Here is a 20923-nt window from a genome sequence, read left to right on the forward strand (position 1 = left end):
GCGGCGGCCCGAGCCGGTCAGGCGCGGGCGTGGCCGGCCACCACCCCGTCCGCCGCGTGCCGGCGGATCAGCGCCATGACCTGGGCGGCGTGCCGGTTGAGGTAGAAGTGCCCGCCGGAGAAGACGTGCAGCGCGAACGGGCCGGTGGTGTGCTCCCGCCAGCTCTCCGCGTCGGCCACGTCGACCTGCGGGTCGGCGTCACCGGTCAGCGCGTACACCGGGCAGGTCAGCGGCGGACCCGGCTGGTAGCGGTAGGTCTCGGCGGCCTTGTAGTCGGCGCGCAGCGCCGGCAGGATCATCCGGACCAGTTCGGGGTCGGTGAGCATCTGGGCGTCGGTGCCCTCCAGCTTCAGCATCTCGCTGATCAGCGCCTCGTCGTCGCCCTCGTGCACCCAGGCGGGGCGGTGCCGCGACGGCGCCCGCCGGCCGGAGGCGAACAGCGCGGACACCTCGGTCCCGCGCGCCTGCAGCCGCCGGGCCACCTCGAACGCCACGGTCGCGCCCAGGCTGTGCCCGAACAGCGCCAGCGGCCGGTCGGCCCAGACGGTCACCTCGTCGACGAGGGCGTCGACCAGCCGGGGCACGTCCTCGAAGGCCGGCTCGGCGCGGCGGTCCTGGCGGCCCGGGTACTGCACGGCCAGGACGTCCAGGCCGGGGCTCAGCGCCTGGGACACCGGATAGAAGTACGACGCGGAGCCACCGGCGTGGGCGAAGCAGACCAGCCGGGTGGGGGCGTCCGGGGCGGGGTGGAAGCGGCGGATCCAGGCGCCGTTGTCCGTGGGCATCTCGTGCATCCTTCGCGTCGGTGCGCCGGCGCGGCCGGCGCGGGAGGAACGGCCCGGCCGCCGCCGGCCCGGCCGGGGGGGGTCGCCCCGGCCGGGAACACGGCGGTGGTCAGTCGTCGTCGTCGGCGTCGCCGTACAGCGACATCTCCGGGGCGATGACGAAGTCGGAGACGTCCTTGGTCCGCCGCTTGACCCGGCCGAGGGCCGCCTTGACGGCGACGTCGAGCCGGTCCCGCTTGGCGGCCTCGCGGGCCTCCCGGCGGTCGACGAACTCCGGCATCACCTCGCGGGCGAACAGCTCCAGCGATTCCATGATGTGCTCGTGCTTGTTCTTGCCGATCTGCACCGAGAAGATGATCTGGTCGACGCCGACGGACTCGTACCGGCGGATGATGTCGGCGATCTGCGCCGGCGTGCCGATGCCCCGGCGCAGCTGCCCGACCTGGTCCATCATCGCCTGCGACTCGGCCGACTGGAGGTCCTTCTCGTCCGGCACGATCGCGTCCCGGGTGAAGCCCATGCTCTCCCGGGCGTCCTGGAAGCCCTGCCAGATGTCGGTCACGCCCGGCTGGTGCTCACCGGTGATGTAGTAGTGCATCAGGGCGTACGAGAAGAAGTACGCGCCCTCCAGGCCGCGGTCGAGGGCGACCTCCTCGTCCTCGTGGCACATGAACGGCAGCACCATGGCGACGTTGGCGTTGACCGCCTGGCCGATCGGGACGCAGTCGTCCGACTCCAGCGTCCGGTAGTAGGCCTCGACCCACTCCTCGGCCTCCTCCGGGTTGACGAAGGAGAAGGCGAGCGCGCCCATGCCCTCGCGGGCCGCCTCCTGGATGCTCTCCCGGCGGGTGCAGGCCCGCCACAGCGGCGGGTGCGGCTTCTGCTTCGGCTTGGGGATGACGTTGCGGACGGGCACGTCGACCCACTTGCCCTTGTGGCCGGTGAACGGGGTCTCGGTCATCATCCGGATGACCACCTCGAGCGCCTCGTGCCACTGCTCCTGCTTGTCCGCCAGCTCGATGCCGAAGGCGCCCACCTCCAGCTGGGAGCTGCCCTGGCCGGAGCCGAAGTCCACCCGGCCGCCGGAGATCAGGTCCAGCATGGCCAGCCGCTCGGCGATCCGCACCGGGTGGTTCACCGCCGGCGGCATGTGGATGATGCCGTGCGCGAGCCGGATGTTCTTGGTCCGGGCCGCGGCGGCGGCGAGGAAGACCTCCGGCGCCGAGGAGTGCGAGTACTCCTCGAAGAAGTGGTGTTCGGTGCCCCAGGCGTAGTCGAAGCCGAGCCGGTCGGCCAGCTCGATCTGCTCCAGCGCCTCCTGGAACAGGCGTTCCTCGCTGTCCTCGGCCCACGGCCGGGGAAGTTGGTGGTGATAGGTCAAGCCGAAGCGCATGCGTTCCTCCGCGTGACGAGAAGCTGCCCGGTGGCCATGACGCTAGGGCCGCGGGGGCCGGATCCGGCCTGGCGGAGGCCGTAATCAGGGGCCCGGCGGGGCCCGTTCAGGGGTCGGCCGGCGCGGCCTAGGGGGTGCCCGGGACGGCGGGCGCGGTGCCGCCGGCGGCCAGCACCGATCCGGATACGGCGGGCGCCGGCGGGACGGCCGGGGCGGGACGGCGGAACCCGGCGAGGAAGAACAGCAGCGGGTCGGCGTCGCCGTCGACCACCTCCAGGTCGCGTACCCGGCCGACGGCGATGACGTGGTCCCCGCCCGGATACTCCGCCTCCACGGTGCACTCCACCCAGGCCAGCGAGCCGGGCAGCCGGGGTGACCCGGTCACCGGGCCGGGCGTCCAGTCCACCCCGGTGAACTTGTCGATGGCCCGGCTGGCGAAGGTCCGGCACAGCCCCTCCTGCTCGGCGGTCAGGATGTTCACCCCGAACGCGCCCCGGGCGCGGATCAGCGGCCAGGAGCGGGAGGTGCGGGACACCGAGAAGGAGACCAGCGGCGGGTCGAGGGAGAGCGAGACGAACGACTGGCAGGTGAAGCCGACCGGCCGTACCCCGTCGCCGGCGGCGGTGATGATGGTGACCCCGGTGCAGAAGAGTCCGAGGACGTGCCGGAAGGCGCCGGGGTCGACCCGGCCCGCCGTGGTGCCCGTACGCGATGTCATCGCTCTCCCGCCCGTCAGCCCGGCGCCGGCGCGGGGGCGTCCCCGCCCTCGGCCGGTGCCTCTTCGAGGATCACGTGTGCGTTGGTGCCGCTGATGCCGAAGGAGGACACGGCGGCCCGGCGCGGCCGGCCGGTCTCCGGCCAGGGCCGGGCCTCGGTCAGCAGCTCCACCCGCCCGGCCGACCAGTCGACCTGCGGGGTCGGCGCGTCGACGTGCAGCGTGGCGGGGAGCAGCCCGTGCCGCATGGCGAGCACCATCTTGATCACTCCGGCGACCCCGGCGGCGGCCTGGGTGTGCCCGAGGTTCGACTTGACCGACCCCAGCCAGAGCGGCTCCCCCGCCCGGTCTCGCCCGTACGTGGCCAGCAGCGCCTGGGCCTCGATCGGGTCGCCGAGCCGGGTGCCGGTGCCGTGCGCCTCCACCGCGTCCACGTCGGCCGGTCGCAGCCCGGCGCTGTCGAGGGCCTGGCGGATGACCCGCTGCTGGGCGGGCCCGTTGGGCACGGTGATGCCGCTGGACGCGCCGTCGGAGTTCACCGCCGCGCCCCTGATCACGGCGAGGATCCGCCGGCCGTTGCGGCGGGCGTCGGAGAGCCGCTCCAGGACCAGCAGGCCGCTGCCCTCCCCCCAGCCGGTGCCGTCGGCGGCGGCGGCGAACGACTTGCACCGGCCGTCCGGGGCGAGCCCGCGCTGCGAGCTGAAGTAGACGAACGTCTCCGGCGTGGACATCACGGTGATGCCGCCGGCCAGCGCGAGGGTGCACTCCCCGGAGCGCAGCGCGTGCCCGGCCAGGTTCAGCGCGACCAGCGAGGACGAGCAGGCGGTGTCCAGGGAGACCGACGGCCCCTGCAGCCCGAGGGTGTAGGAGATCCGGCCGCTGGTGATGCTGCCGCCACCGTCGGCCCCGTCGTAGTCGTGGTACATCACCCCGCAGTACACGCCGGTGCGGCTCTCCTTGAGCGAGAGCGGGTCGATCCGCGCGTGCTCCAGGGCCTCCCAGGCGGTCTCCAGGATCACCCGCTGCTGCGGGTCGATGTCGCGGGCCTCCCGAGGGGAGATACCGAACAGGTCGGCGTCGAAGTCGGCGGCGTCGTGCAGGAACGCGCCCTCGCGGGTGACGGTCCGGCCGGGGCGGCCGGGCTCCGGGTCGTACAGGGCGTCGGTGTCCCAGCCGCGGTCGGTCGGGAACGGGGTGACCGCGTCCCGGCCCTGGGCCAGCAGCTCCCAGTAGCTCTCCGGGGAGTCCACGCCGCCGGGCAGCCGGCAGGCCATCCCGACGATGGCGATCGGTTCGTCGGCGGCCTGGGCGAGCCGGGCGTTCTCCTGCCGGAGCCGGTCGTTCTCCAGCAGCGAGGTCCGCAGCGCCGCGACGATCTGGTCGGTGTCCACGCCGCTCACCGGTGCGCTCCGTTCGGGTCGGCGCCGCCGAGGGCGGCGCGGACCAGGTCGTCCACCGCCATGTTCCGGATCTCCTCGCTGCGGTCGGCGGCGGTGGGCGCCGCGGTGGGCGGAGGTTCGACGCCCGGCGCGGTGAGCCGCAGCAGGGCGTCGAGCAGGCCCGCCTCGCGCAGCGCGGCCAGCGGGATGGTGGCCAGCCGGCGGCGTACGTCGTCCTCGTCCTCGGCATCGGCGCCCGCCGGCCCGGCGGGCGCGTCGGCGGACGGTCCGACCGGCACCTCCTCGGCCAGTTCCTCGCGCAGCAGCCGAGCCACCTCGGCCGGGGTCGGGTGGTCGAACATCAGCGTGGCGGCGAGCCGCAGCCCGGTCGCCGCGCTGAGCCGGTTGCGCAGCTCGATCGCGGCCAGCGAGTCCAGGCCGAGCTCGGTGAAGCCCCGGTGGACGTCGATCTCGCCCGGTTCGGCGTGCCGGACGGCGGCGACGTGACCGCGGACCAGGTCCAGCAGCATCCGCTGCCGGCCCTCCTCGGGCAGCGCGGCGAGGCGCGGGACGAGGCTGCCCTCGTCCACCGGGGGAGCGGGCGCCTCGGCGGTGGCGGCCGGGGTGGCCGCCGGGGCGGGCCGGCGACCGGCGGCGGCGCGGGCGACGTCGCGCAGCTTGGCCGGGATCTCGGTGCCGGTCGGGTCGGGGCGCAGCGGCACCAGCACCGGCTCGTCGACCCGCATCGCCTGGTCGAACAGGGCGAGCCCGTCGGCCGGTGCCAGCGCCGGCATGCCCATCGCGGCGAGCCGCCGGGTGACCCCGGGGTCCGTGCCGCCGGCCAGGCCGGCGCCCTCGCCCCACAGGTTCCAGACCAGCGAGGTGGCGGGCAGCCCCATCGACCGGCGGTGCCGGGCCAGCGCGTCGAGGAAGCTGTTCGCCGCCGCGTAGTTGCCCTGGCCGGCCGGGTCGAGCAGGCCGGCCACCGAAGAGAACAGGACGAACGCGGTCAGCTCCCGCTCCTCGGTCAGCTCGTGCAACGCCCAGGCGGCGTCCACCTTGGGCGCCAGCACCGCGGCGAGCCGGTCCGGGGTGAGCGAGGTGAACAGCGCGTCGTCGAGCACGGCGGCGGCGTGCACCACGGCCGTCAACGGCTGCGGCAGCCCGTCGACCAGCGCCGCCAGGGCCTTCGGGTCGGTGACGTCGCAGGCGGCGACGGTCACCTCGGCGCCGAGCCCGGCCAGCTCGTCGCGCAGCCGCGCCGCGCCCGGGGTGTCTGGGCCACGCCGGCTGACCAGCGCCAGGTGCCGCACGCCGTGCGTGCCGACCAGGTGCCGGGCGACCAGCGCCCCGAGACCGGTGGTGCCGCCGGTGACCAGCACCGTGCCGTCGGGCCGCCAGGGCGACGGGGGCAGCTCGGTCGGCACCGGGACGGGGGCCAGCCGGGGCACCTTCACCTGGTTGCCGCGCACGGCGACCTCCGGCTCGGGCAGCGTGACCACGGCCGGCAGCATCCGCAGGCTGGCCTCGTCGGAGTCGAGGTCGACCAGCATCAACCGGTCCGGGTTCTCGGCCTGCGCGGCGCGCAGCAGACCCCAGATTGGGGCGACGGTCAGGTCGAGGTGTCCGCTGTCGTCGTCGGCCGCGAACCAGGTCAGCACCACCAGCCGGGTGGCGGCGAACCGCTCGTCGGCGAGCCAGGCCCGGGTGGTCTCCAGCACCCCGGCCAGGCCGTCGCGGACCGCCTCGGGCACCTCGCCGTCCGCCGGCTCGACCGGCAGGAACACCACATCGGGTACGCCGTCCGTCGCGGCCGCCGCGGCCAGCGCCGCCAGGTCCGGGTACGCGGGCACATCCGCGCGGCCGAGGTCGACCTCGCCGCCGAGCACCGCCCACCGCCCGGGTACGGCCTCGGCGGCCTCGCCCAGCGGCAGTTGGGGCCAGTCGACCCGGAACACCGAGTCGAGGTGGCGGGTGCCGGTCATCGCCGCTCCGGCGGCCACCAGCCGGTCCGCGGTGACCGGCCGGACCACCAGCGACTCGACGGTGGCGACCGGGGTGCCGGTGGTGTCGGCCAGGTCCAGGCGGACCGCCTCGGAGCCGGCACTCTCGTCGGAGTTGGTCCAGTTGATCCGTACCCGCAGGCGGCTGCGGCCGCCGGAGTGCAGCCGTACCCCGGTCCAGGAGAACGGGAGCTGGCCGGCGCCGATGTCCTGCGGCTTGCGCCCGCCGAGGAAGTCGGTGGCGCTGAGCGCGGCATCGAGCAGCGACGGGTGCAGCCGGTACGCGGCCGCGTCCTGCCGGGCCTCGTCGGGGAGCGCCACCTCGACGAAGAGGTCCCGGCCGCGCAGCCAGACGGCACGCAGCCCGCGGAACATCGGCCCGAAGTGGTAGCCCTGCGCGGTCAGGTAGTCGTAGACGCCGCTGATGTCGACCGGCTCGGCGTCGGCCGGCGGCCACTGGCCGACCCCGACACCGAACTGCCCCGGGGTGACCGGCGGCGCGTTCTCGGTGGCGAGCCAGCCGGTGACGTGCCGGGTCCAGCCCACCTCGGGCGGGGCGTCGTCGAACCGGGACCAGATGGCGATGCTCCGCCGGTTCCCGGCGTCCGGCTCCCCCACCACCACCTGGACGGCCGCGCCACCGTGGTCGGGCAGCGGCATCAACTGCTCGATGATCAGTTCCTCGACCACGTCGCAGCCGACCTCCTCGGCGGCCCGCAGGGCCAGCTCGACGAAGCCGGTGCCGGGAAGCAGCCCCATGCCCATCACGTTGTGATCGGCCAGCCAGGCGTGGGTCTCGAGGGCGAGCCGGCCGGTGAGGACCACGCCGCCGCCCTGCGGCGCCACCATGACGGCACTGAGCAGCGGGTGGTCGGCGTCGCGCTGGCCGTGCCCGGCGGCGTCGCCCGCTCGGGTCTTCGGGGCGTTCAACCACAGGTGCCGCCGCTCGAACGGGTACGTGGGCAGGTCGACCCGGGTGCCGCCGTCGAGGACCTCCGTCCAGCGGACCGGCGTGCCGGTGACGTGCAGCCGGGCCAGGGCGTCGAGCAGCTGGGTCACCTCGGGCCGGTCCCGGCGCTGGGCCGGCGCGACGACGGTGTCGGTCACGACGCCCTCGATCATCGGGGTGAGCGCGGCGTCCGGGCCGAGCTCCAGGAACGTGGTCGCTCCCGCCTGGTGCAGGGCGGTGATGCCGTCGGCGAAGCGGACCGCCTCGCGAACGTGGCGGACCCAGTAGTCGGGGTCGGTCAGGTCGGTGGTGGCGAGGGCGCCGGTCAGGTTGGACACGACCGGAAGGTGCGGCTCGGTGTAGGTCAGCTCTGCCGCCACAGCACGGAAGTCGTCGAGCATCGGGTCCATCAGCCCGCTGTGGAACGCGTGACTCACCCGCAGGCGAGTCGTCTTGCGGCCCAGGTTGGTGAAGTGTTCGGCGACCGCGAGCACGGCGGTTTCGGGGCCGGAGATGACCACGGACCGGGGGCCGTTGACGGCCGCGATGTCCACACTGCCAGCCGCTGCCAGACCGCCACCATTACCCGTGCCCGTGCCCGTGCCGCTGCCCATGCCGTTGGCCACGACCTGGCCGACGCCGTCCTCGGTTCCGTTGCCGTTGCCGTTGCCGTGGGAGTCTGAGTCGTTTACGACATCAGCTCCAAAGGATCCGACCACCACACCCGGACCCGCCAGCGCCGCCCGCACCTCCCCCTCCGACGCCCGCACCGCCACCATCGCCCCACCAGACGGCAACGCCTGCATCAACCGACCCCGCGCCGCCACCAACCGAGCCGCATCCGCCAACGACAACACCCCGGCCACATGCGCGGCAGCCAGCTCACCGATCGAATGCCCGGCCACGAAATCAGCCCGCACACCCCACGACTCCACCAGCCGGAACAACGCCACCTCGACCGCGAACAACCCGGCCTGCGCATAACCCGTCCGCCGGATCAGCTCCTCATCCTCACCCCAGACCACCTCACGCAACGGCCGATCCAGATGCGCATCCAACTCCGCCACCACCGCGTCGAACGCAGCCGCGAACACCGGGAACACCGCGTGCAGCGAGCGACCCATACCCAGGCGCTGCGCGCCCTGACCAGTGAAGACGACCGCCGTCCGGCCGCCGGAGCGCGCGATGCCGGTGACCACGCCGGTGGCGACCTCCCCGGCCGCCAGGGCGGCCAGGCGGGCGGTCAGTTCGTCCCGGTCCGCGCCGAGCACCACGGCCCGGTGCTCCAGGGCGGCCCGGCCGGTGGCCAGGGACCAGGCGACATCCCGGTCGGCCAGGTCGTCCCGGCCGTCGAGGTGGGCGGCCAGCAGCTCCGCCTGGGCCCGCAGCGCCCGGTCGGTACGCCCGGACAGCAGCCACGGCCGCACCGGCGCCGGCTGGGCGTCGCCGGCCGGCGGGTCGGCGGGCCGGTCCGGACCGGCCAGGTCCGCCGGCGCCTCCTCGATGATCATGTGCGCGTTGGTGCCGCTGAGCCCGAACGACGAGACCGCCGCCCGGCGGGGGCGGGACTGTGCCGGCCACTCCCGCGGCCGGGTCAGCAGCTCCACCGCGCCGGAGGACCAGTCCACCTCGTCGGAGGGGGCGTCGACGTGCAGCGTCGCCGGCATCAACCCGTGCCGCATCGCCTGCACCGCCTTGATCACCCCCGCCACGCCGGCGGCGGCCTGGGTGTGCCCGAGGTTCGACTTGACCGACCCGAGCCACAGCGGACGGTCCCGGTCCCGGCCGTACGTGGCGAGCAGGGCCTGCGCCTCGATCGGGTCGCCGAGCGCGGTGCCGGTGCCGTGCCCCTCGACCAGGTCCACCTCGGCCGGGGCGAGCGCGGCGGCGGCCAGGGCGGCCTCGATGACCCGCTGCTGGGAGGGGCCGTTCGGGGCGGTCAGCCCGTTGGACGCGCCGTCCTGGTTGATCGCTGAACCGCGCACCACGGCCAGCACGGGGTGGCCCTTGCGCCGGGCGTCGGAGAGGCGTTCCACCAGCAGCAGCCCGATCCCCTCGGACCAACCGGTGCCGTCCGCGCCGTTCGCGTACGCCTTGCACCGGCCGTCCGGGGCGAGGCCCCGCTGCCGGCTGAAGTCGACGAAGACGTCCGGTGTCGGTAGCACCGTCACGCCGCCGGCCAGCGCCATCTCCACCTCGCCCTGGCGCAGCGCCTGGCAGGCGATGTGCAGCGCGACCAGCGACGAGGAGCAGGCCGTGTCGATGGTGACCGCCGGCCCCTCCAGACCCAGCGCGTACGCCACCCGCCCGGAGGCGATGCTGGCGCCGCTGCCGCCGCTGAGGTACGCCGCGATCTCCTCGGGCACGTGCTGCTGCACCCGGCTGCCGTACTCGGTGTACATGACGCCGACGTAGACGCCGGTGCGGCTGCCCCGCATCGAGGCGGGGTCGATGCCGGCCCGCTCGAACGCCTCCCAGGCGCCCTGGAGCAGCAGCCGCTGCTGCGGGTCCATGGCGAGCGCCTCGCGCGGCATGATGCCGAAGAACTCCGGGTCGAACTCGGCCGCGTCGTGCAGGAACCCGCCGGTCTTGACGTACGTCTTCCCGGCCGCGCCGGGCTGCGGGTCGTAGACCGCCTCGACGTCCCAGCCCCGGTCGACCGGGAACTCGGAGATCGCGTCGCGCTCCTCGACCAGCAGCCGCCACAGGTCGTCGGCGGAGCGCACCTCGCCGGGGTAGCGGCAGTGGATCGCGACGATGGCGATCGGGTCGTCGTCGGGCGCGGCCGGGGCGGTCGGGGCGAGCACCGGTGCGGCGGCGGGGGCGGCCCCGACCAGCCGGTCGGCGAGGAAGCGCGCGGCGGCCTCGGCGGTCGGGTGGTCGAAGACCAGGGTGGCGGGCAGCCGCAGGCCGGTCGCCTCGTTGAGGGCGTTGCGCAGCTCGACGGCGGCGAGCGAGTCGAAGCCGAGGTCCTTGAACGCCCGGTCGGGGGCGACCGCCTCGACGCCGGAGTGCCCGAGCACCGCCGCCACCCGGGCGCGAACGAGTTCGACCAGGACGCGGTGCCGTTCCGCCTCGGTGACACCGGCGAGCCGTTGGGCCAGCCCGCTGGCCGTGCCGCCGCCGCTGGTCGTACCGGCGGCGGCGCGCCGGGTGGGGGCGGTGACCAGGCCCCGCAGCAGGGTCGGCACGTCGCCGCGGGCCCGGACGGCGGCCGGGTCGACGCGCAGCGGCACGACCAGCGGTTCGCCGGTCGCCACGGCGGCGTCCAGCAGGGCGAGGCCGTCGTCGACGCCGAGCGCCGGCAGGCCGAGCCGGCGCACCAGGGCGACGTCGTCGGCCGAGGCGTCGCCGAGGTCCCAGAGGCCGAAGGCGACCGCGGTGGCGGGCAGGCCGGCGGCGGCCCGGTGAGCGGCGAGGGCGTCCAGGAAGACGTTCGCGGCGGCGTAGTGCCCCTGCCCGGCGGCCAGCACCAGGCCACCGGCGGAGGAGAGCAGCACGAACGCGTCGAGCGGCAGGTCCCGGGTCAGCTCGTGCAGGTGCCAGGCGCCGTCCACCTTGGGCGCCAGCACCGGGTCGAGCCCGTCCGGGTCGAGGTCGGAGACCAGGCCGGCGCCGGGTACGCCGGCGGCGTGCACCACGGCGGTGAGCGGGTGCTCGGCGGGTACGGCGGCGAGCACGGCGGCGACGGCGGCACGGTCGGTGACGTCGCACGCGGCGACGGTGACCTCGGTCGCGCCGAGGGCGCCCAGCTCGTCGCGCAGCGCCGCCGCGCCGGGCGCGTCGGGGCCGCGCCGGCTGGTGAGCACGAGCCGGCGTACCCCGTGGGTGGTCACCAGGTGCCGGGCGATCAGCGCGCCGAGCCCGCCGGTGCCGCCGGTGACCAGAATGGTGCCGTCCGGGTTCCAGCCGGGCGCGCCGTCGGCGGGGCGCAGCCGGGCCAACCGGGGCACGTTGACCCGGCCGGCGCGGACCGCCGCCTCGGGTTCGGCGGCGGCGACGGCGGCGAGCAGCCGCGCGGAGTCGGCGCTGCCGTCGGTGTCGAGCAGGCCGAACCGGCCCGGCTGTTCGCCGGCCGCCGCCCGCAGCAACCCCCAGACGGGGGCCTGGGCCAGGTCGACGTCGTCGCTGGTCGCGGTGGCGACGGCCTGCCGGGTGACGACGGTCAGCCGCGCCCCGTCGAGCCGCCCGTCGGCCAGCCAGGACCGCACCGTGCGCAGCGTGTCGCGGGTGACGGCGCGGGCCGCCTCGGCCGGGTCGCCCCCGCCGGTGGGGGCGGCGAGCAGGACCAGGTCCGGGGTGCCGGTCTCCCCCGCGTCGAGCGCCGCGCCGAGCGCGGCCAGATCCGGGTACCCGGGCAGTCCGGTCCCCGGCAGGTCGCCGAGCACGACGGCCCGGCTGGTCGCCGACGGGACCGGCGCCGGGGTCCACTCCAGGCGCAGCAGCGCGCCGGCGCGGTCGTCCTGCGCGAGCTGCCCGGCGGAGACCGGCCGGACCAGCAGCGACTCGACGGTGGCGACGGGGCGTCCGTCGGGGTCGGCCACCCGGATCCGGCACTCCTCGTCGCCGCGCAGCCGTTCCAGGTGTACGCGCAGCGCGCGGGCCCCGGCGGCGTGCAGGGTGACCCCGGACCAGGAGAACGGCAGCAGCGTCTCGCCGTCCAGCGGGCCGTCCTCGCCGAGTTGGTCGGCGTGCATGGCGGCGTCGAGCAGGGCCGGGTGCAGCCCGTACCGCTCGGCGTCCTCGCTCTCGGGGAGCGCGACCTCGGCGAAGACGTCCTCGCCGCGCCGCCAGGCGGCCCGCAGGCCCTGGAACGTCGGGCCGTAGCCGTAGCCGCGGGCGCGCAGCCCCGGGTAGAAGCTCTCCACCGGCAGCGCGGTGGCACCCGGCGGCGGCCACTGGGTGAGGTCCCAGGTGGCCGGGGCGGCGGTCGGCGCGATCGCGCCGGTGGCGTGCAGGGTCCACCCCCCGTCCGCGCCGTCGGGTCGGGAGTGGATTCCGATCTGGCGTACGCCGTTGTCGTCGGGCGACCCGACGATCACCTGGACGGCCACCGCGCCCCGGCCGGGCAGGATCATCGGCGCCCGGTGGGTCAGCTCCTCGACCCGGCCGCAGCCGACGTGGTCACCGGCGCGGACGGCGAGTTCGACGAAGCCGGTGCCGGGCAGCAGCACCGCACCGAGGATCTCGTGGTCGGCCAGCCAGCGCTGCCGGTCGACGGCGAGCCGCCCGGTGAGCACCACCCGGTCGGTGTCGGCGGCCGGTACGGCGGCGCCGAGCAGCGGGTGCCCGACCGGGTCGAGCCCGACCGAGCCGACGTCGCCGGCGGGCGGCAGCGGGTTCAGCCAGTAGCGCCGCCGCTGGAACGGGTACGTGGGGAGGTCGACGGTGCGGGTGGTCTGCGGGAGCAGCGCGGTCCAGTCGACGGTGGTGCCGGTGACGTGCAGCCTGGCCAGGGCGGTCAGGGCCTGGCGGTGTTCGTCATGACCCCGCCGCAGGGACGGCACGACGGTGACCTCGTCGGTGAGGATGCCCTCGATCATCGGGGTGAGCGCGGCGTCCGGGCCCAGTTCGAGGAAGGTGGTCGCTCCCGCCCGGTGCAGGGTGGTGATGCCGTCGGCGAAGCGGACGGCCTCGCGGACGTGGCGGACCCAGTAGTCCGGGTCGGTCAGCTCGGTCGTGGCGAGAGCGCCGGTCAGGTTCGACACGACCGGGAGCTGCGGCTCGGCGTAGGTCAGGCTCGCCGCGACGGCCCGGAACTCGTCGAGCATCGGGTCCATCAACCCGCTATGGAAGGCGTGACTCACCCGCAGCCGCGTGGTCTTGCGACCTTGCTTGGTGAAGTGCTCGGCGACGTGCAGCACGGCCGCTTCGGGGCCGGAGATGACCACCGACCGGGGGCCGTTGACGGCCGCGATGTCCACACCAGCATTTGCCGCCAGGCCGATGTCGGTGGCGTTGCCGGTGGCGTTGCCATTGGCGGCTGAGTCGTTTACGACATCAGCTCCAAAGGATCCGACCACCACACCCGGACCCGCCAGCGCCGCCCGCACCTCCTCCTCCGACGCCCGCACCGCCACCATCGCCCCACCAGACGGCAACGCCTGCATCAACCGACCCCGCGCCGCCACCAACCGAGCCGCATCCGCCAACGACAACACCCCGGCCACATGCGCCGCGGCCAGCTCACCGATCGAATGCCCGGCCACGAAATCAGCCCGCACACCCCACGACTCCACCAGCCGGAACAACGCCACCTCGACCGCGAACAACCCCGCCTGTGCAAAACCCGTCCGCCGGATCAGCTCCTCGTCATCACCCCAGATCACCTCACGCAACGGCCGATCCAGATGCGCGTCCAGCTCTGCCACCACCGCGTCAAGGGCAGCGGCGAACACCGGGAACACCCCGTGCAGCTCACGACCCATGCCCAGGCGCTGCGCGCCCTGACCGGTGAACAGCACCGCCAGCCGACCGGCCCGGGCCACCCCGGACACCACCCCTGGCGCGGACTCGCCGTCGGCGAGCGCGGCGAGGGCCGGCGACAGCTCCGCCGGGGTCGCGCCGAGCACCACCGCTCGGTGGTCGAAGAGCGCCCGACCGGTCGCCAGGGTCCGGGCCGCGGGTGCCACCTCGGCCGGGTCCATCGACCAGGCGAACTCCGCCAGCCGGCCCGCCAGGCTCCGCACCGCCGCCTCGGACCGGGCGGAGAGAAGCCACGGCACCGCCACCGGGAGGCCGGCGGACCCGACCGGGCCGGGGGCGTCGCCGGCAGGCCCGGCCGGCGTCGGGGATTCGTCCGGGGCCTGCTCGATGATGACGTGCGCGTTGGTGCCACTGATGCCGAACGACGACACCCCGGCCCGGCGCGGATGCCCGTTCACCGGCCACTGACGCGCCTCGGTCAACAGCTCCACCGCACCGGCGGACCAGTCCACCTGCGGCGACGGCGCGTCCACGTGCAGGGTGGGCGGCAGGACGCCGTGGCGGATCGCGTGGACCATCTTGATGATCCCGGCGACCCCGGCGGCAGCCTGGGTGTGCCCGAGGTTGGACTTGATCGAGCCGAGCCAGAGCGGGCGCTCCGCCGGGCGCTCCTGGCCGTACGTGGCGAGCAGCGCCTGCGCCTCGATCGGGTCGCCCAGAGTCGTACCCGTGCCGTGCGCCTCCACCGCGTCGACCTCGGCGGCGCTGACACCCGCCGACGCGAGCGCGGCCCGGATCACCCGCTGCTGCGACGGGCCGTTCGGCGCGGTCATGCCGTTGGACGCGCCGTCGGAGTTGACCGCCGAGCCGCGCACCACGGCGAGGACCGGGTGACCGTTGCGGCGGGCGTCGGAGAGCCGCTCGACCAGCAGGACGCCGACCCCTTCACCCCAACCGGTGCCGTCGGCCGACGCGGCGAACGACCGGCACCGCCCGTCGGAGGAGAGACCGCCCTGCCGGTTCATGTCGATGAAGGTGTCCGGGGTGGACATCACCGTCACGCCGCCGGCCAGGGCCAGCTCGCACTCCCCGGTGCGCAGCGCCTGGATCGCCCAGTGCAGCGCCACCAGCGACGACGAGCAGGCGGTGTCCACGGTCACCGCCGGCCCCTCCAGCCCGAGCACGTAAGCGACCCGCCCGGAGACCACGCTGGTGTGGCCGCCGTTGCCGAGGTAGCCCAGCGCCTCCTCCGGCATCTCGCCGGGACGGGTCGCCCAGTCGTGGTACATCACCCCGGCGAACACCCCGGTACGCGAGCCGGCCACCGAGTGCGGGTCGATGCCGGCCCGCTCGAACGCCTCCCAGGACGCCTCCAGCATCAGCCGCTGTTGCGGGTCTATGGCGCTGGCCTCGCGGGGGCTGATCCCGAAGAAGTCCGGGTCGAACAGGGCGGCGTCGTAGAGGAAGCCGCCCTCCTTCGTCGAGGTACGCCCCGACCGGCCCGGCTCCGGGTCGTACAGTTCGTCGACGTCCCAGCCCCGGTCGGCGGGGAACTCGCCGATGGCGTCCACACCCTCGGCGACCAGCCGCCACAGCTCCTCCGGCGAGCTGACCCCGCCCGGGTAGCGGCAGCTCATGCCGATGATGGCGATCGGCTCGTCGGGGACGGCCCGCACCGCGGTCCGGACCGGCTCGGCCGCCGGGCGCAGGTCGAGCAGCTTCTCGACCAGGTGCCCGGCCAGCGCGCGCGGATTCGGGTAGTCGAAGACGAGGGTGGCGGTCAGCCGCAGCCCGGTGGCCGCGTTGAGCCGGTTGCGCAGCTCCACCGCGGCCAGCGAGTCGAAGCCGATCTCGTTGAACGCCTGCCGGGGCGCGATCGCGTCCGCGCCGCTGTGCCCGAGCACGGCGGCCACCTGGGTACGGACCAGGTCCAGCAGGACCGACGTACGCTCCGCCTCGGTCAGCTCGGCGATCTGACGCGCCAGGGAGAGCTCGACCGGGACGGCACCGGCGGCGGGCCGCCGGGGCGCGCGGACCAGCCGGCGCAGCAACGGCGGCAGCTCGGCGGCCCGCTGCTGCAGGTCTGCCAGGTCGAAGTGGAGCGGCGCCAGGAACGCCTCGTCCACGCCGAGCGCGGCGTCGAAGAGGGCGAGGTTCTGCGCGACGGTGAGTTCGCGCAGCCCGAGGCGGCTCACCCGGTGCGCGGCGACGTCGTCCACCCCGGCGCCCATGCCGATGTCCCGGGGCCAGAGCCCCCAGCCGAGGCTGGTGGCGGGCAGCCCGGCGGCGTGGCGGTGCGCGGCGAGGGCGTCCAGGAAGGTGTTGGCCGCCGCGTAGTTGGCCTGTCCGGAGCCGTCGAGGAAGCCGGCGGCCGAGGAGTAGAGCACGAAGGCGCGCAGGTCGGCGGCGCGGGTCAGCTCGTGCAGGTGCCAGGCGGCGTCGGCCTTGGGGCGCAGCACCGCGTCCAGCCGCTGCGGGGTGAGGCCGTCGAACGTGCCGTCGTCGATGATGCCGGCGGCGTGCACGACGCCGGTGAGCGGCTGATCGGCGGGGACCGTGGCGAGCAGCGCGGCGAGGGCGTCGCGGTCGCCGACGTCGCAGCCGGCGAGGGTGACCCGGGCGCCGAGGGCGGTCAGCTCGTCCCGCAACGCGGGGGCGCCCGGGGCGTCCGGTCCGCGCCGGCTGGCCAGCAGCAGGTGCCGCACCCCGTGGGTGGTGACCAGGTGCCGGGCCAGCACCGCGCCGAGTCCACCGGTCCCGCCGGTGACCAGGACGGTGCCGTCCCAGGCGGCGGGGGCGGCGGCGCGCGGGCGGCGGACGGGCACCAGGCGGGGGGCGAGCAGCCGGCCCTCGCGCAGCGCCACCTCCGGTTCACCGGCGACGGCGGCGCCGGGCAGGGCGGTGGCCGCGGTGGCGGCGTCGAGGTCGAGCAGGAGCAGCCGGCCCGGGTTCTCGGCCTGGGCCGCGCGCAGCAGGCCCCACAGCGGCGCGGTGGTCAGCGCGATCCGGTCCCCCGGCAGCGCCGCCACGGCGTGCCGGGTCACCACGACCAGCCGGGTGTCGGCGAGCCGGTCGTCGGCGAGCACGTCCTGGGCCAGCCGCAGCGCCCGGTGCGCGGCGGCCCGTACGCCGGCCAGGGTCTCGCCGTCCCCGGCGTCGAACGTCGCGACCAGCAGGTGTGGTGCGGCCTCGACGGCCTCCGGACCGGTCAGCACCGGTACGCCGAGCGCGCCGGCCAGCCCGAACGGATCCGGGCCGACGACGGCGACGGACGCCTCGGCCGACGCGGGCAGGGGCTGCTCGGTCCACTCGACGCGCAACAGGTCCCCGCCGCCGGCACCGGCGCCGAACTGCTCGGCGTCGACGGTGCGCACCAGCAGCGAGCCGACGGTGGCGACCGGCGCGCCGGAGCCGTCGGCCAGCGCGACCCGGACCGTGTCCGGCCCGGTCGCGGTGAGCCGCACCCGCACGGCGGTGGCGCCGGAGGCGTGCAGGGTGAGGTCGTACCAGGTGAACGGCAGGGTGACCCCGGTGGCGGGCTGCGGCAGCGCCAGGTCGAGCGCGTGCAGCGCGGCGTCGAGCAGCGCCGGGTGCAGCCCGTACGCGCCACCGTCGGTGCTGGACTCGGGCAGCGCCACCTCGGCGAAGACCTCGCCGGCGCGCCGCCAGACCGCGCGCAGGCCGTGGAAGGTCGGCCCGTAGCCGTAGCCCTGTTCGGCGAGGCCCGGGTAGAAGTCGGTGACGTCGACGGCCTCTGCGTCGCGCGGTGGCCACCGGGTCAGGTCGTCGTCGCGGGTCGGGACGGCGCCGGCCGGGGCGAGCACCCCGCTGGCGTGCCGGGTCCAGTCGCCGCCGGGCGGGGCGTCCTCCCGGCGGGAGTGGAACTCCACGGTCCGCCGCCCGTCGGTGTCCGGCGGGGTGACCACGACCTGGAGGGCGACCCCGGTGTCCTCCGGCAGGACCAGCGGCGCCTCCAGGGTCAGCTCCTCGACCAGGGCGCAGCCGACCTGGTCGCCGGCGTACGCGGCCAGTTCGACCAGCGCGGTGCCGGGCACCAGGTTGACCCCGCCGATGACGTGGTCGGCCAGCCACGGGTGGGAGCGGCGGGACAGCCGGCCGGTGAGCACCGTGCCGTCCTCGGTGGCCAGGTGCAGCAGCGCGCCGAGCAGCGGGTGGTCGGCGGCGAGCTGCCCGATCCCGGACGCGTCGCCGGTGGCGGGTGGGGTGGTCAGCCAGTAGTGCCGGTGCTGGAAGGCGTAGGTGGGCAGCTCGACGCGGCGGGCGCCGCTGCCGGCGTAGCAGGCCGACCAGTCGACGGCGGCGCCCCGGACGTGTGCCGCCGCGACCGCGGCCAGCACCTCCCGCTCCTCGTCGTGGTCGCGGCGCAGGGCGGCGACGAACGCGCGGTCACCGTCGGGCGCGACGCACTCCTGCGCCATCGCGGTGAGCACCGGGTCGGGCCCGAGTTCGAGGTACGTGTCGACGCCGGCGGAGTCGAGGAAGGCGATGCCGTCGGCGAACCGGACCGGCTGCCGCACGTGCCGTACCCAGTAGTCGGGGGTGCACAGGTCGGCGCCGGCGAGCGCGCCGGTGACGTTGGAGACCACCGGGACGCGCGGCTGCTCGTACGCGACCAGCTCGGCGACCCGGCGGAACTCGTCGAGCATCGGCTCCATCAGCGGCGAGTGGAAGGCGTGGCTGACCCGCAGCCGCTTGGTGCGCCGGCCACGGCCGGCGAGTTCGGCGGCGATCCGCAGCGTCTCGTCCTCGACGCCGGAGATCACCACGGCGGCCGGGCCGTTGACGGCGGCGAGGTCGACCCCGTCGACCAGCAGCTCGCGGACCTCCTCCTCGGCGGCGGCCACCGCGACCATCGCGCCGGCCGACTCCAGCTCCTGCATGAGCCGGCCCCGAGCGGCGACCAGCATGGCGGCGTCGGGCAGCGAGAAGACCCCGGCCGCGTGGGCGGCGGCCAGCTCGCCGATGGAGTGCCCGGCGACGAAGTCCGGCCGCAGACCCCACGACTCGACGAGTCGGTAGAGCGCGGTCTCGACGGCGAAGAGCGCCGGCTGGGCGTACCCGGTCTGGTCCAGCAGCGCCGCCTCGGACGTGCCCTCGGCGGCGAAGAGCACGTCCCACAGCGAGTGGTCCAGTTGCAGGTCGAGGTGGCCGATCGCCTCCTCCAGCGCGTCGGCGAAGACCGGGTACGCGGCGTGCAGCCGGCGGCCGGTGCCGAGGCGCTGGCTGCCCTGGCCGGTGAAGAGCAGGGCCAGCCGGCCGCCGGTGGCGGTGCCCCGGATCAGCCCGGGGGCCGGGTCACCGGCGGCGAGGGCGCGCAGTCCGGCGCGTACCTCGTCGGTGTCGCGGGCCAGCAGCACGGCGCGGTGGGTGAGGGCCGCGCGGCCGGTGGCCAGCGACCAGCCCAGGTCGGCCAGCTTCGGCGGCGGGCCGGCGGGGTCGGTGGCGTCGAGCAGCCGGGCGGCCTGGGCGGGCAGCGCCGGCGCGGTCCGGGCCGAGACGACGACCGGGCGCAGCGCGGCGGCGACGGGCGGTCCCGGGTGCGGCGCCGGTGCCGGCACGGCCGGCGGCGGCTCCTCGACGATGACGTGCGCGTTGGTGCCGCTGACCCCGAACGAGGAGATGCCGGCGCGGCGCGGGGCGCCGTCGGCGGGCCAGGGCCGGGCCTCGGTGAGCAGTCGCACGGTGCCGGTGGACCAGTCGACGTGCGGGGTCGGTGCGTCCACGCCGAGGGTGCGGGGCAGGGTGCCGTGCCGCATCGCCATCAGCACCTTGATCAGCCCGGCGGCCCCGGCGGCGGCCTGGGCGTGGCCGAGGTTGGACTTGATCGAGCCGAGCCAGAGCGGGGCGTCGGCCCGGTGCGCCCGCCCGTACGTGGCGATCAGCGCCTGCGCCTCGATCGGGTCGCCGAGGGTGGTGGCGGTGCCGTGCGCCTCCACCGTGTCCACCTCGGCGGGGGTGAGCCCGGCGTCGGCCAGCGCCTGCCGGATGACCCGCTGCTGAGCCCGGCCGTTCGGGGCGGTCAGGCCGTTGCTGGCGCCGTCGGAGTTGATCGCGGTGCCGCGGATGACGCCGAGCACGGGGTGGCCGTGGCGGCGGGCGTCGGAGAGTCGTTCGAGGACGAAGAGCCCGACACCCTCGGCCCAGGCGGTGCCGTCGGCGGCGGCGGCGAAGGGGCGGCAGACGCCGTCCGGGGAGAGCCCGCGCTGGCGGCTGAACGAGGTGAACGCGCCGGGGTTGACCAGGACCGACGCCGCGCCGGTCAGCGCCAGGGTGCACTCGCCGCGTTGCAGCGAGCGGACGGCCAGGTGCAACGCGACCAGCGAGCCCGAGCAGGCGGTGTCGACGGTCAGCGTGGGCCCCTCGGTGCCCAGCACGTACGCCAGCCGGCCGGAGACGACGCTGGGCGAGTTGCCGGTCATCAGGTAGCCGTCGAGGCCGTCCGGGGCCTCGTGCAGCCGCATGCCGTAGTCCTGCGGGTCGGCGCCGATGAAGACGCCGGAGCGGCTGCCGCGCAGCGACTGCGGATCGATGCCGGCCCGTTCCAGGGCCTCCCAGGCGGTCTCCAGCACCAGCCGCTGCTGCGGCTCCATGGCGCTGGCCTCCCGGGGGCTGATGCCGAAGAACTCGGCGTCGAAGCCGGCGGCGTCGTCGAGGAAGCCGCCGTGCCGCACGTACGTGGTGCCGGGGTGGTCCGGGTCGGGGTGGTAGAGCCCGTCGAGGTCCCAGCCCCGGTCGGTGGGGAATCCGGTGACCACCGTGCCCTCGTCGGCGACCAGCGCCCACAGCTGGTCCGGGGAGTCCACCCCGCCCGGGTAGCGGCAGCCGATGCCGACCACGGCGATCGGCTCCTCCTCGGCCGGCGGGCCGGCCGGGGCCGGCTCGGACGCCTCCGGCCCCTCGCCCAGCAGCAGGGTGCGCAGGTGGTCGGCGAGGGCGATCGCGGTCGGGTGGTCGAAGCCGACGGTGGGTGCCAGGGCCAGGCCGGTGGCGGCGGTGAGCTGCCGTTGCAGCTGCACCAGTCCGAGCGAGTCCAGGCCCTGTTCGCGCAACGGCCGGCCGGCGTCGACGGTGTCCGGCGCGTCGTCGGCGCCGATCTCCCGCAGCACGGCCGACGCCTGCGCGCGGACCAGGTCGACAAGGACGCGCGTCTGCTCCGGTCCCGGCAGGCCCGCCAGGCGGGCGACCGACGCGGGCGTTCCCCGGTTCTCCGTACCCTCTTCTGCCACCCGGCCAGAATTACGTTCCGACGGTG

The 20923-nt window shown here is 75.6% G+C and carries 4 protein-coding genes and 1 pseudogene; all 5 read right to left on the reverse strand.

Translation table 11 applies throughout. From position 1 onward, the window contains the following. Positions 1 to 17: 17 nt before the first annotated feature. The 5 genes and pseudogenes from M2302_RS09560 to M2302_RS09580 all read right to left on the reverse strand — a co-directional run bounded on the left by M2302_RS09560 (position 18) and on the right by M2302_RS09580 (position 20897). A complete protein-coding gene (locus M2302_RS09560) occupies positions 18 to 785 on the reverse strand; it encodes an alpha/beta fold hydrolase (protein ID WP_280837542.1) in 768 nt (255 codons plus the stop codon). A 109-nt stretch (positions 786 to 894) separates the two neighbouring features. Further along, positions 895 to 2178 carry an LLM class flavin-dependent oxidoreductase gene (locus M2302_RS09565; RefSeq protein ID WP_280837543.1) on the reverse strand — a complete coding sequence of 428 codons (1284 nt, stop codon included), beginning with the start codon at positions 2176 to 2178 and terminating at the stop codon, positions 895 to 897. Between the two features lie 127 nt (positions 2179 to 2305). Then, complete coding sequence (locus M2302_RS09570) at positions 2306 to 2896, reverse strand: flavin reductase family protein (protein ID WP_280837544.1); 591 nt, start codon at positions 2894 to 2896, stop codon at positions 2306 to 2308. Between the two features lie 53 nt (positions 2897 to 2949). Next, positions 2950 to 4293 (reverse strand): annotated as a pseudogene (locus M2302_RS09575) (beta-ketoacyl synthase N-terminal-like domain-containing protein); the annotation flags it as partial. Next, entirely contained in the window at positions 4290 to 20897 is a 16608-nt protein-coding gene (locus tag M2302_RS09580) for a type I polyketide synthase (RefSeq protein ID WP_280837545.1), read from the reverse strand. The pseudogene M2302_RS09575 and the gene M2302_RS09580, both read right to left, overlap by 4 nt. Between the last annotated feature and the right edge of the window lie 26 nt (positions 20898 to 20923).

Source organism: Micromonospora sp. A200 (assembly GCF_029893845.1).
Taxonomy (GTDB): Bacteria; Actinomycetota; Actinomycetes; order Mycobacteriales; family Micromonosporaceae; genus Micromonospora; species Micromonospora purpureochromogenes.